Origin of the sequence: Hydrocoleum sp. CS-953 (genome assembly GCF_002260545.1) — a bacterium.
In the GTDB taxonomy this organism is placed as follows: domain Bacteria; phylum Cyanobacteriota; class Cyanobacteriia; order Cyanobacteriales; family Microcoleaceae; genus Trichodesmium.
This window is the reverse complement of sequence record NZ_LGSU01001397.1, coordinates 1-12,137: the sequence shown is the minus strand read 5'-3', so window position 1 is coordinate 12,137 and position 12,137 is coordinate 1. Positions and strand designations below refer to the sequence as shown.

11 protein-coding genes and 1 pseudogene are annotated in these 12,137 nt (G+C 39.1%); 9 read left to right on the top strand and 3 right to left on the bottom strand.

Annotated elements, in window-relative coordinates:
• Nucleotides 1–263: 263 nt before the first annotated feature.
• The 7 genes and pseudogenes from AFK68_RS27845 to AFK68_RS27810 all read left to right on the top strand — a co-directional run bounded on the left by AFK68_RS27845 (nt 264) and on the right by AFK68_RS27810 (nt 7,867).
• Complete coding sequence (locus tag AFK68_RS27845) at nt 264–764, top strand: DUF2231 domain-containing protein (RefSeq protein ID WP_094676899.1); 501 nt, start codon at nt 264–266, stop codon at nt 762–764.
• Nucleotides 761–1,366, top strand: coding sequence for a DUF2231 domain-containing protein (locus AFK68_RS27840; RefSeq protein WP_094676897.1), 606 nt, complete (start codon nt 761–763; stop codon nt 1,364–1,366). Before AFK68_RS27845 ends, AFK68_RS27840 begins: the two co-directional genes overlap by 4 nt.
• 204 nt (nt 1,367–1,570) lie before the next feature.
• On the top strand, nt 1,571–2,479 hold the full coding sequence (locus AFK68_RS27835; RefSeq protein ID WP_094676895.1) for a cytochrome c oxidase subunit II: 909 nt from the start codon (nt 1,571–1,573) through the stop codon (nt 2,477–2,479).
• Nucleotides 2,480–2,833: 354 nt separating this feature from the next.
• A pseudogene (locus AFK68_RS42720) lies at nt 2,834–3,768 on the top strand (cbb3-type cytochrome c oxidase subunit I); the annotation flags it as partial.
• Nucleotide 3,769: 1 nt separating this feature from the next.
• Nucleotides 3,770–4,738, top strand: a 969-nt coding sequence (locus AFK68_RS42715) for a cbb3-type cytochrome c oxidase subunit I (RefSeq protein WP_246844508.1), incomplete at its 5' end; no start/stop codon positions are given.
• Between the two features lie 697 nt (nt 4,739–5,435).
• Nucleotides 5,436–6,047, top strand: a complete 612-nt coding sequence (locus AFK68_RS27815) for a heme-copper oxidase subunit III (RefSeq protein WP_094676484.1) — start codon at nt 5,436–5,438, stop codon at nt 6,045–6,047.
• A 302-nt stretch (nt 6,048–6,349) separates the two neighbouring features.
• The gene (locus AFK68_RS27810) at nt 6,350–7,867 is read left to right on the top strand and encodes a GMC oxidoreductase (RefSeq protein ID WP_094676482.1); all 1,518 of its coding nucleotides are present in this window, start codon (nt 6,350–6,352) and stop codon (nt 7,865–7,867) included.
• Between the two features lie 234 nt (nt 7,868–8,101).
• Here the strand turns inward: AFK68_RS27810 and AFK68_RS27805 are convergent, their stop codons facing one another.
• Nucleotides 8,102–8,524 (bottom strand): putative toxin-antitoxin system toxin component, PIN family, encoded by a 423-nt coding sequence (locus tag AFK68_RS27805; protein ID WP_094676480.1) that lies wholly within the window; start codon nt 8,522–8,524, stop codon nt 8,102–8,104.
• Nucleotides 8,521–8,757 (bottom strand): hypothetical protein, encoded by a 237-nt coding sequence (locus AFK68_RS27800; RefSeq protein WP_094676478.1) that lies wholly within the window; start codon nt 8,755–8,757, stop codon nt 8,521–8,523. The genes AFK68_RS27805 and AFK68_RS27800 overlap by 4 nt, the downstream gene beginning before the upstream one ends.
• A 72-nt stretch (nt 8,758–8,829) precedes the next feature.
• Between AFK68_RS27800 and AFK68_RS27795 the strand changes: the two genes are divergently transcribed.
• Both AFK68_RS27795 and AFK68_RS27785 read left to right on the top strand, forming a co-directional pair.
• Nucleotides 8,830–9,144 (top strand): DUF433 domain-containing protein, encoded by a 315-nt coding sequence (locus AFK68_RS27795; protein WP_094676476.1) that lies wholly within the window; start codon nt 8,830–8,832, stop codon nt 9,142–9,144.
• Between the two features lie 207 nt (nt 9,145–9,351).
• Entirely contained in the window at nt 9,352–9,699 is a 348-nt protein-coding gene (locus AFK68_RS27785; protein WP_094676474.1) for a DUF5615 family PIN-like protein, read from the top strand.
• A 1,525-nt stretch (nt 9,700–11,224) separates the two neighbouring features.
• On the opposite strand, the gene AFK68_RS27770 is transcribed toward AFK68_RS27785, so the two are convergent.
• The coding region (locus tag AFK68_RS27770) for a pentapeptide repeat-containing protein (RefSeq protein ID WP_143438364.1) at nt 11,225–12,137 on the bottom strand (913 nt) is incomplete at its 5' end.

Below are 12,137 nucleotides of genomic sequence, written 5' to 3'. Positions count from 1 at the left end.
AGTATAGTTCGCTATGACAAACCGTCAAATCTTAAAAAAAACTATGTCAACTTAAATACATGAATTTTTAACTTTCATCAAAAAAAAAAGAATTGAGTATTTTTGTCGGAAAATTGTGAGTATTGATACGGTTAAAAATAGATATCTTCTTTAAATTCAAGTAGAACGTTATGAGAAAAAGTTAATGAAAATATTTTTCTGAAGTAACTCGTAAAATTTAACTTTTTTTTCACGCATATCTATATCTACTTAAGGAGAAGACTATGTGGGAGTATCTACCACCTTTAAATGAACACAATTTACCCTATCCAGATACAATACATCCCATCGTTGTCCACTTCGTAATAGCGATGGTATTATTTGCCTTCCTATGTGACATTATTGGTTATTTCACTCGTAATTTCCGTTTATATGAAGTAAGCTGGTGGAATATGTTTTTTGCCACCATTTCTATTTTTATTGCCATAATATTTGGTCAATACGAAGCAGGTCTGGCACAACCTTATGAAGCAGTTCAACCAGTGCTAAATTTACATACATTAATTGGTTGGTCTCTTTCAGGAATCATTGCTGCTATCACTGGTTGGCGTTATGTGATTCGTTCTAACAACACAGAAAAATTACCGATCCCATATCTGGGATTAGGATTGGTATTAGTAGGGATAGTGTTTTTTCAAGTCTACCTGGGAGATAAACTGGTTTGGGTTTATGGATTACACACAGTACCAGTAGTGGAAGCAATAAAGGAGGGAATTTTACAATGAACCCAGAATTAATAGATAGTTTGAGTGCCCAACTTGGAGCAAATGGACTTCCCTACGCCATCCCCATTCATCCGAATTTAGTTCATCTGACCCTAGGTCTGTTTATTATGGGGATTGCTTTTGATATTGTTGGGATATTGTTTCCTCTACAAAAACCATTCCTGAAAGTTTTAGCGATATCTGCGACTCGTTCCAACTTTTTTGATGTAGGTTGGTACAATATGTTAGCTTCATCAATTATCACATTTTTCACGGTAGCAGCAGGATTTTATGAAATTATGCTGGCAAAACCATCTCCTGAACTTAAAAGTGTCTGGGGGTTGGGAGCAATGGATACGATGCTGTGGCATGGAGTTGGTGGTGTTTTGCTATTAGCGATGATTGTGGGAATGACGATTTGGAGAGGATTTCAACGTTATATTTTTTCTAAGGATAAACTTCTAGAAGTGCAATGGAGTTATTTAGGAGTTGGTTTATTTATCATGTTTATTATGTATGTTCATGGTACTTTGGGCGCACAGTTAGCTGCGGAATTTGGAGTACATAATACTGCTGATGCTTTACTAGAAATTGGCAAAGATCCTAATGTTGTCCTAAAATAATTTTAGTAAGTTCCTAGCAAAATTATTACACATCCTATTAGACATCTCCAATAATCAAAAATAAAATCAATTATCGCCAAGAAATAATCAATTTTTTCCCCCTACTCTGTAGGGACGTTGCATGCAACGTCCCTACCTACTGTAGAGGTGTATTGACTACCTATTCCCTATTCCCTATTCCCTGTTCCCTATTTCCATATTGATATGAAAATCCGCACTATTTTAACCTTGGGAGCGATCGCTCTGGTTTTAGCTGCTGTTAGTTTTTGGATCGGGCAACTATCTTACTCATGGTTGCCAGTTCAAGCTGCAGCAGAATCTATATTAATTGATGAGTTATTTAGTTTTCTGGTAACTCTTGGTACTTTCATATTTTTGGGTGTAACTGGAACTATAATGTATTCCGTTATTTTCCAACGCGCTGCCAAATATGACTATAGCGACGGACCTCATATTGAAGGTAACGTTACCCTAGAAGTTGTTTGGACGGCAATACCAATTTTTCTAGTATTTTGGATTGCTGCTTACAGCTACAATGTCTATGAAAAAATGGCAATTCAGGGACCAATGGAATTAGTACATTTGCATACACCATTAGAAATGGAATCAGCTTATGCAGCTCCATTAGAAACTGCAGGTGAACCTGTGGAAGAAATCCAAGTCTATGCCAAACAGTGGTCTTGGGTATTTCGCTATCCAGAAAATGGCGTGACTAGCACCGAACTGCACTTACCTGTAGATCGACGGGTGCGGGTAGCATTAAATTCAGAAGATGTGCTGCATGGATTTTATATTCCAGCATTTCGACTGAAGCAAGACATTATTCCTAAGCATCCAATAGATTTTGAATTTACTCCCATCCGGGTTGGCAAATATAGTCTGACTGATTCTCAATATAGCGGTACTTATTTTGCTACAATGGCAGCAGATGTAGTTGTTGAATCTCCGCAAGATTACAAAAATTGGCTGGCAACGGCAGCAAATACTAGATTATCTCCAGCAGAAAATCAGGCACATACTGAATATATTCAAAAATCAGAAGCACCTGTGCAACCAGGTTGGCCTTCAGTTATACCTGCTGCACCTCCTATTGTTAATTATCATAAGAGTTAGGGAGCTTATTTCAGTTATCAGTTGTCAGTTATCAGTTATCAGTACCTCTAGCTGAATTCAGATGCTTGAAGTTATTGTTTTTATACCCTTAAAAGGGGAAGCTGGAAACCTTATTTGTTGGACAGACAAGGTAGATAAGGAAGTAGAAACAAGAAAATTTTAAACTCAGAACTGCAAAAGTAATATATGACACAAGCATTTATTGTCAGTCTTACTGCAATAATTCTGAAATGGTGCGTTACGACAGATTGTTAAATGCCTTTTATAGTGAATTATTGTAGCTGTCTAACGCACCCTACAATTTAGCTAACCTACATATTTTTATTTGCAGATATCAAAGGAAAAAAATATTCTATGACACAAATAACAATCGAAGGCACCGGTGATGCCATAGAAAAACCAGAACATGAACAACCGCCCAACTGGCGACGATACTTTAGTTTCAGTACCGACCATAAAGTTATCGGTATCCAATACCTAGTCACCTCCTTTATCTTTTTCCTAGTCGGTGGAATATTTGCAATGGTGATTCGGGGCGAACTGATGACAGCAGAGTCAGACCTTGTAGACCGCACTATTTACAATGGAATGTTCACCATGCACGGCACAGTCATGCTATTTTTGTGGACGTTTCCATCTCTTGTTGGTCTGGCAAACTATCTCGTACCGATAATGATCGGAGCTAGAGATATGGCATTCCCTCGTTTGAATGCTGCTGCTTTCTGGATGGTACCAGTAGTCGGTATCCTAATGATGGCTAGTTTCTTTGCTCCTGGTGGACCCGCTCAAGCAGGTTGGTGGTCATATCCTCCCGCGAGTATCCAAAATCCTACAGGTAGCGTAATTAACGGTCAGGTAATATGGATTCTTGCTGTTGCCATTTCCGGTGTTTCCTCCATTATGGGAGCGGTCAATTTTGTCACAACCATTGTGAGAATGCGATCGCCAGGTATGACTTATTTCCGAATGCCAGCTTTTGTTTGGACGGTATTTGCAGCTCAAATTATTCAATTATTCGGACTGCCAGCACTAACAGCAGGTGCAGTAATGTTGTTATTTGACATTACAATAGGAACAGGATTTTTCAACCCTGCTAACGGAGGCAACCCAGTTTTATTTCAACACTTTTTCTGGTTTTATTCCCACCCTGCGGTTTACGTTATCATTCTACCTATTTTTGGTATTTTCTCAGAAATATTTCCAGTATACAGTCGGAAACCACTATTCGGATACAAAGTGGTAGTAATTTCATCTATGATTATTGCTGGAGTCAGCGGTCTGGTTTGGGTNTTTTTCAACCCTGCTAACGGAGGCAACCCAGTTTTATTTCAACACTTTTTCTGGTTTTATTCCCACCCTGCGGTTTACGTTATCATTCTACCTATTTTTGGTATTTTCTCAGAAATATTTCCAGTATACAGTCGGAAACCACTATTCGGATACAAAGTGGTAGTAATTTCATCTATGATTATTGCTGGAGTCAGCGGTCTGGTTTGGGTACACCATATGTATGCGAGTGGAACGCCTCCCTGGATGCGGATGGTTTTCATGTTGTCAACTATGTGCGTTTCTGTACCGACTGGAATTAAAGTATTTGCCTGGGTAGCGACTATTTGGGGTGGAAAAATTCGATTAAATACTCCCATGCTATTTGCTTTGGGTGGGTTGATAATGTTTGTGTTTGCAGGTATTACTGGCATCATGCTTTCTGCTGTTCCTGTAGATATTCACGTTAACAATACCTACTTTGTCGTCGGTCATTTTCATTACGTTCTCTATGGCACCGTAACAATGGGAATGTATGCTGCAATTTACCATTGGTTCCCTAAAATGACTGGGAAAATGTATTATGAAGGTTTGGGTCAGTTGCATTTTTGGTTGTCATTCATCGGTACAAACCTCAACTTTTTACCAATGCACCCATTAGGTTTGCAAGGAATGTTGCGCCGAGTTTCTTCCTATGCACCCGAATATGAGTTTTGGAATTTGATAGCAAGTCTGGGAGCATTTTTGTTGGGAATGTCTACTTTGCCGTTCATTTTAAATATGGTTAGTTCCTGGATACAAGGTAAACAAGCACCTGCTAACCCTTGGCGAGCAATAGGTTTAGAATGGATGATTTCTTCCCCACCAGACGTAGAGAATTTTGAGGAACTTCCGGTAATTATTTCTGAACCTTATGGTTATGGTAAGTCAGAACCTTTGACTGCTAACGACCCCAATGGTCATATAGCAGCAGTTCCCAAAACTATGAATTAGGTCATCGTAGGGGTTTGGTCTCCAAACCCTCCATTATATTTGTCTGTTGGGTTTCATCCCTCAACCCAACCTATGCTAACTGGGAGGAGGTTGGGTTTTGCTGGCGTAAAGCTTTCCGTCAGGAAAAAGCGACAGCGCAACACAACAAAAAATCTGTCTGTAATATAGTAGTTGTCAGGATGGTTAGGATATTCTCGCTCCTCTCAAATTTAGGAGTAGCTTGGGTTAAGCGATAGCGCAACCCAACAAAAATATCTGTCTGTAATATAGCAGTTGTCAGGACGGTTAGGATATTCTCGCTCCTCTCAAATTTAGGAGTAGCTTGGGTTAAGCGACAGCGCAACCCAACAAAAATATCTGTCTGTAATATAGAAGTCGTCAGGATGGTTAGGATATTCTCGCTCCTCTCAAATTTAGTTACAGTAAGAATTTAACTTCTGACTTGAGCTATATATCTGTTGGGTTTCGTTCCTCAACCCAACCTACGCTAACTACTCAACCCAACCTACGCTAACTAGAAGCGATATAAATAAAAGGAGAATTTTAATATGGATAGTGCAGTTACTTCAGAACAAGTGCAGGAACCTTTGCACTCAGCAGAGGAACATACCCACGACGAAGAAGGCAATAGTATGTTTGGGTTTATCGTTTTCCTACTTTCGGAAAGCGTAATTNTAAATAAAAGGAGAATTTTAATATGGATAGTGCAGTTACTTCAGAACAAGTGCAGGAACCTTTGCACTCAGCAGAGGAACATACCCACGACGAAGAAGGCAATAGTATGTTTGGGTTTATCGTTTTCCTACTTTCGGAAAGCGTAATTTTCCTCAGTTTCTTTGCCGGATATATTGTTTACAAAACCACAACTCCTAACTGGTTGCCACCAGGTATTTCTGGTTTGGAAGTTAGAGACCCTGCTATTAATACAGTAATTCTGGTTTCCAGTAGTTTCGTTATTTACTTTGCCGAAAAAGCTTTAGAAAAGGATAACTTAACTTGGTTTCGGATATTTTTGCTGGCAACAATGGCAATGGGAACCTACTTTGTAATAGGTCAAGGAATTGAATGGAATAGTTTAGAGTTTGGTTTTACCACAGGAGTTTTCGGTGGAACTTTCTATTTGTTGACAGGTTTTCATGGTCTGCACGTTATGACAGGTATTTTGTTACAAGGAATTATGTTAGGTCGCTCTTTCATTCCTGGCAACTACGACAACAGTCATTTTGGTATTAATGCTACTTCTTTATTTTGGCATTTCGTTGACGTAATTTGGATTATTTTGTTTATCCTTATCTATATTTGGCAGTGAAATAATTAAGGAGTCAGGAGTCAGGAGTCAGGAGTCAGAATAAATTTTTTGTGTAGCTGTCTACCTAAACAATTTCCCAAATTCTAAACTCTAATTCAGGGGTCAGAATAAATTTTTTGTGTAGCGCTCAAGCAGAGAAACCGGGTTTATTAAATACCTCACTATACTAACATCTACCTCTCATAAACCCGGTTTGTTATAACACTCCACCCACAAGCATATTTGATATTAAATATTACTTTTGACTTTTGACTTTTAACTTCTTCAATACATCTCAAAAAAACTATTAAAGGAAGAAAAAAATGATTATTGATGACCAACATTATGATGTAATTATTGTCGGCACAGGAGCAGGTGGTGGTACTTTAGCATATAAACTTGCTGAAACTGGCAAAAAAATATTAATCCTAGAAAGAGGTGATTTTATGCCTCTGGAAATCCAAAATAGAGCGCACGCTGATATCTTTAAAAAAGAACTTTATCGCGCCCATGAAAATTGGTATGATAATGCAGGGGAACCATTTTCTCCACAGACAAATTATGCTATTGGTGGCAATACAAAAATCTATGGAGCTGCCCTAATTCGGATGCGGGAAAAAGACTTTGAAGCAGTGGAACATCAAGAAGGAATTTCTCCAGAATGGTGTCTCAAATACAACGACTTTGAACCTTATTACACTGAAGCAGAACAACTTTATAAAGTTCACGGTCAAACAAGCAACGACCCTACCGAACCTCCCCACAGTGCAGAATATCCTTATCCCGCAGTTGAACACAACCCAGAAATTCAAAAAGTTGTCGAAGCGATCGCCGAACAAGGTCTACATCCTGAAACTTTACCATTAACTCTGACTCGCGAAGAGGAAGACCCCACTGGCGACTCGGAAGTATTCGGTATTGCACCACTACTCGACGCTCCCAATATTACTATTAAAGCTAATGCAAAAGTAGTTTGTTTACTCACCAACTCCTCTGGCAATACTGTCAAAGCAGTAGAAGTAGAAATTGGCAAACAATCATTTCTATTTTTTGGCGATATTGTCGTACTTGCTTGTGGAGCAGTCAATTCAGCAGCATTATTATTACGTTCTGCTAACGAAAAACATCCCGATGGTTTAGCAAACAGTTCCGGACAAGTTGGGCGCAACCTGATGAAACATCAGATGACCGCCATAGTGCAACCCAGTCCGAAACCTAACTCTGGTAACTTTCTCAGAAGCGTTGGTATAAATGATTTTTATTGGGGAGACGAGAATTATTCCTATCCAATGGGTCACATTGAGAACACAGGTGGGTTGCTCCAAGATATTACTTTTGCCGAATCTCCACCTATATTATCTGTGTTAGCAAAAGCAATGCCTGGGTTTGGTTTGAAACAGTTAGCATTGCGTTCCATTGGTTGGTGGATACATTCGGAGATATTACCAGACCCCAATAACCGCGTTGAAGTAAAAGGGGATAAGCTATTTTTCCATTACACTCCCAACAACTGGGAAGCACACGATCGCCTAGTGCATCGTTGGATGGATGTCTTGAAGTCAGTAGACAAAGTGGTTGGAAATGCTGTATTGAAGCGTGGTAGCATTTATCCTCGTGGGGAAGTTCCCATCGAAGTTGTAGCAAACCAGTGTGGTACTTGTCGGTTTGGGGAAGACCCGAAAACATCAGTTTTGGATATTAACTGTCGTACCCACGATGTAGATAATTTATATGTTGTAGATAGTAGTTTTTTCCCATCGAGTGCTGCCGTAACTCCTGCTTTGACAATTATTGCTAATGCTTTGCGAGTAGGGGAACATTTAAAAGAGAGATTACAGTAATAGTAGTAGCTTATCTAGACTAAAATTGTGGTTAAAAAAAACCTAACCCCCCAACCCCCTTCCCTGCTAGGGAAGGGGGAGTATTTCCCCTCTCCTTGTAGGAGAGGGGTTAGGGGAGAGGTCTTAATTTATGAAACTTACCCACATTTTTAAGCTAGAGGCGCTAGTAGTTTGAAAATTTAGAAATTATATTTTCCCCACGTTGGCAAATTTCAACGTGGGTTTTTGATGTTTTTATCCATCATTATTCATCTGTTCAAATAACTGTTGAACTGACAAAATAGGCAGACTTGCACCAGCAAAATCATCAGCATTGCGAGTAACAATAGCATCCACATTCTTAGCATAAGCACAAGCTAACTGGACTGCATCTTCAAAGTCCCTCAAATTAGAAGCAAAAGCAGTTTCTAAAATATTACGATTAACCTCGCAAATTTTCATTAATGCTAATGTCATAGCAACTGCTTCTCTTGCTCGTTCAATACTTTTAGTTTGTTTTCTAACAATGTAGAAAATATTAGTTAAAGTTGTTGCTGTGACAAATCCTTGTATTTGCTGAGATTGAATAGCTGTGAATAAAGTCCTTGCATCCTCAACAAATGCTTCCCGTTCTAGCAAAGCGTCTAAAACAATATTTGTATCTATTAAAACTCTCATTTTAGATATTTCTCCACTAAACGTTCTTCAAGTATCGCTTCAACTTCTGCATCATTTGGAGGTGGAGTGTCTGTTTTTCCTATTCCAATCATCCTGTCTAAAAAATCAGGAGGTAACTCTGGCCGAGGGCTAAGTTCTTCGCTCAAAGAATCTGCAATGGCCTGGAGTAATAACAGGCGATCGCTCACCGATAAATTTAGAGCTTTTTTTCTTAATTCTTGTAGTTCAGACATAATTTTTATTACCTTAAATATTTTGCTATAATATTAGCATATATTCTTCTAACTCTATTCACTATTATAGTTATGACTGTAAAAGTTAATTATCCTCATATAAAAATAGAGGAAAATCAACCACCACGACTACAAAGAATACCCAGGGTGCGTGTTGCTCAAATTGTTATGGATTATTTAGCTTATGGATGGTCTGTTGACGAAATGTGTCGCCAACATCCTTATTTAAGGCTTTCGGAAGCTCATGCAGCAATGGCATATTATTTTGACCATGAGGATGAGATTAATGCAGAAATTCGTCAGGAGTGGGAACAAGTACAGCGGGAAAAATCTGCTGCTGCTCCATCACCTTTTTTAGTAAGGATGCGTCTTAGGGGGTTACTATAAAATGTCTGTTCCACTTTACATGGATGTTCATATTCCCATAGCTATTACTCAACAACTACGTCGTCGTGGAGTTGATGTTATTACTGCAATAGAGGATGATGCTGCAGAATTATTAGACGACCAACTTTTAGCANGTACAGCGGGAAAAATCTGCTGCTGCTCCATCACCTTTTTTAGTAAGGATGCGTCTTAGGGGGTTACTATAAAATGTCTGTTCCACTTTACATGGATGTTCATATTCCCATAGCTATTACTCAACAACTACGTCGTCGTGGAGTTGATGTTATTACTGCAATAGAGGATGATGCTGCAGAATTATTAGACGACCAACTTTTAGCACGAGCAACTTTGCAAGGTCGAGTTTTATTTACTCAAGATATTGGTTTTAAGGTACTCGCTGAAACTTGGCAAAGTCAAGGGAAACCATTTGCTGGTTTAATCTTTGGTCATCAACTTGGAGGTACGATAGGGGAGTTTGTTAAGGATTTGGAATTGATTGCTTTAGGCTCTGAAGCTGATGAATGGCTGAATATAGTTGAATATTTGCCTTTTTAGTATCACTATGACTGGCATTGTGAGCGATCGCTTCTAAGGTAGGTTGGGTTGAGCTGGCGTTAGCGGAGCTTATCCGGAGGATAAACCCAACAAGTGGAAGTTTCTTGTTAGGTTTTCTTAATGTCTTCTTACAAAAATTGTTTCTGTGCGAAACTCCCTAAGACGAGACTTTTGGTCAAAGAAACAAATATATCTTGGTGTTGGGTTTCGTGACCTCAACCCAACCTACAAACTACTAAAGATACTACCGGACATGGTATTATTAAAATTTAAGATTTATAGGTGATTTTTTGAGGACTCCAACAATGGAATATATATTTGCCATAATAATACTTATTATTCTGCTAGCTTTGCTCAATTACTACCGAGGAAGATCGGTTGTAAAGTTTGAAAAAGAAAAAATGCTACCGATCCTAGATAGTTTATATCGTAATTCTAACTCTAGAGAAAAACATCAGCAATTCATCCAAACTTTAGGTGCTTTAGATGCAAAAATAAAGAAATACAAGGGTGAGGGCTATTCTTATACTCCTGGTAAATTAATGACTGAAAAGCTGCTCAAACACACTTCCCAAAAACCTCAAGATATGCTAGCACATGAGAGATTTTTAGAAGTGATAAAAAGAGCTGAGTCATTCAGTGATTTGATGCTTGAGGGAATGGTAAAACATCTGGCTGCATATCCTCAAGATCAACTAGCACATCAACGATTTATGACAGCAGTGGGCAAATGCCAGTATCTCAGCTCCAATTATCTCTTTAAGGAGTTGCTAGAACAAGAGAAAGTCAAACCAACATCCGATAGTTACGAGCGGTTAGCTATATCGGCTAGCAAAGCACACTTACTACCAACCGACCTAATCAATCCATTTATAGATTATCTGAATACAAATCCCATAAATTCAGATGTGCAGAGGATTTTTATGCAATGTATCACACATNTATGACAGCAGTGGGCAAATGCCAGTATCTCAGCTCCAATTATCTCTTTAAGGAGTTGCTAGAACAAGAGAAAGTCAAACCAACATCCGATAGTTACGAGCGGTTAGCTATATCGGCTAGCAAAGCACACTTACTACCAACCGACCTAATCAATCCATTTATAGATTATCTGAATACAAATCCCATAAATTCAGATGTGCAGAGGATTTTTATGCAATGTATCACACATATAATGCTACTTCCTGAGTCTGAGAGAGAAAGAATCTATAATAGAGCATTGGATATCTTGGAAGATAATCCAGCAAGTTCTACTGCGAAGCAATTTGTTTTAACTGTAGGTAGATGGCATTTTGGAAAGTCTAGAAAAGGTGGAAAGCTCAGTATTTATGATGAACAGCGAATACAAAATGATATTTTTGCAAGAGTCCAGTAGGGTGCGCTAGCGAAGCGTAACGCACCTTTAATAATCTACTGATGGTTAGTCTCAAAAAAGTAGACCCACACATATTCAATGGTGCGTTACGACGGATTGTTAAATCCTTTTCATAGTCTGAATTTAAGCCTTCTAACGCCCCCTAAAAATTTACTGTTGTTGTTGACTTGCTGCTCGTGACTGAGCAACTGCTGCGGCAAATTCTGGATTTTGTTGTAGGTCTTCTGGAACTTCTCTTGCTTCATGTAAACCGATAGTATTTGACCAGTTGGTTTGATTATTCCATTTTATATTACTGAGGTTGGTACCAATGAGGTAGGCACCAATGAGGTCGGTATCTCTGAGGTTGGCACCACTGAGGTCGGCACCACTGAGGCAGGCACCAATGAGGATGGCATCACTGAGGTTGGCATCACTGAGGTTGGCACCAATGAGGTCGGCACTAATGAGGTTGGTACCAATGAGGTCGGCACTAATGAGAAACTTACCTACTATTTCTACAAAAGCACGATTCTCAAGACACTGACTATAACCAATAATCTTCAATAGTTTTGTGTTTTCAAAATCTTCACTATCACGTTTACCACAAGGATAAAAATGCAACTGCTCCCGTAACCCCTCCTGAGACTGCCCATAACGATGCAACTCAAACAACAAAATCATCACATTCAACCCCGTATAAATATCCCCCCGACGTTGCCCAGACTCAATACCCCACTGCTGCAACTGCCTCCCCTTTTTCTGAGGTAAAGTTTCCTCGGTCGCTTCAATAAATTTCCCATCACACCAGTCAAGATAAAACCCATGCAACCGCTCAAACAACACCACCAACTCTACCTCACTTTTCACCAACAACGCCATCAAATATTCCACAACTTCCGCCGTCAAATTACTATAACCAAACAGATCGTAACCCTGCCATTCCAACTCCTCATCAGACACCACATAAGTCTTACGTCGCTTCCCAGTTTTCTCTGTCAAATCTTCCAGACTTTCTGCCATCCGTTTTGCACAGAGAAACTCACCAAAACTCTTATGAAAAAACTCCACAGAATTTTCTGCC

What these genes read in the sequence shown, in the direction of transcription:
- AFK68_RS27805 (WP_094676480.1), bottom strand. Translation starts at nt 8,524, where the DNA reads ATGAGAGTTTTAATAGATACAAATATTGTTTTAGACGCTTTGCTAGAA.
- AFK68_RS27845 (WP_094676899.1), top strand. Translation starts at nt 264, where the DNA reads ATGTGGGAGTATCTACCACCTTTAAATGAACACAATTTACCCTATCCA.
- AFK68_RS27800 (WP_094676478.1), bottom strand. Translation starts at nt 8,757, where the DNA reads ATGTCTGAACTACAAGAATTAAGAAAAAAAGCTCTAAATTTATCGGTG.
- AFK68_RS27785 (WP_094676474.1), top strand. Translation starts at nt 9,352, where the DNA reads ATGTCTGTTCCACTTTACATGGATGTTCATATTCCCATAGCTATTACT.
- AFK68_RS27815 (WP_094676484.1), top strand. Translation starts at nt 5,436, where the DNA reads ATGGATAGTGCAGTTACTTCAGAACAAGTGCAGGAACCTTTGCACTCA.
- AFK68_RS27795 (WP_094676476.1), top strand. Translation starts at nt 8,830, where the DNA reads ATGACTGTAAAAGTTAATTATCCTCATATAAAAATAGAGGAAAATCAA.
- AFK68_RS27835 (WP_094676895.1), top strand. Translation starts at nt 1,571, where the DNA reads ATGAAAATCCGCACTATTTTAACCTTGGGAGCGATCGCTCTGGTTTTA.
- AFK68_RS27840 (WP_094676897.1), top strand. Translation starts at nt 761, where the DNA reads ATGAACCCAGAATTAATAGATAGTTTGAGTGCCCAACTTGGAGCAAAT.
- AFK68_RS27810 (WP_094676482.1), top strand. Translation starts at nt 6,350, where the DNA reads ATGATTATTGATGACCAACATTATGATGTAATTATTGTCGGCACAGGA.